Here is a 360-nt window from a genome sequence, read left to right as displayed (position 1 = left end):
TCCGCCACTGGCTGGCCGGGCCGGAGCTGCACGACTGGGCGCGCGGGCAGATCCAGGCCTCGGGTACCGACGAGTTCGTGGACAAGGCCGCCGTCCTGCGGATGCTCGACGAGCACCGACGCGGCGAGTCCGACCACAGCCGCCGGATCTGGACCATGCTGTGCTTCATGATCTGGCACGGCATCTTCGTGGAGGGGCGGATCACCCCGGACATCGAACAGCGGGACTACCCCGTGCGCCTCTAGTCCGGCCCGAACCGACCCGACCTCCGGCCCCCTCCGGCCCCCTCCGGCGCGACTCATCGAGAAGAGCGTTCCGCACACACCCATCTCGGCGGTTTCATACGGTTGTTGCAACGTC

The 360-nt window shown here is 68.6% G+C and carries 1 protein-coding gene; it reads left to right on the top strand.

The features are described from left to right. The coding region (locus G6027_RS18970; protein WP_241727137.1) for an asparagine synthase-related protein at positions 1–245 on the top strand (245 nt) is incomplete at its 5' end. Between the last annotated feature and the right edge of the window lie 115 nt (positions 246–360).

The organism is Dietzia sp. SLG310A2-38A2, from assembly GCF_014145095.1.
Lineage (GTDB): Bacteria > Actinomycetota > Actinomycetes > Mycobacteriales > Mycobacteriaceae > Dietzia.
The sequence above is the reverse complement of the archived record's forward strand: the minus strand, read 5'-3'. Positions and strand labels throughout refer to the sequence as shown.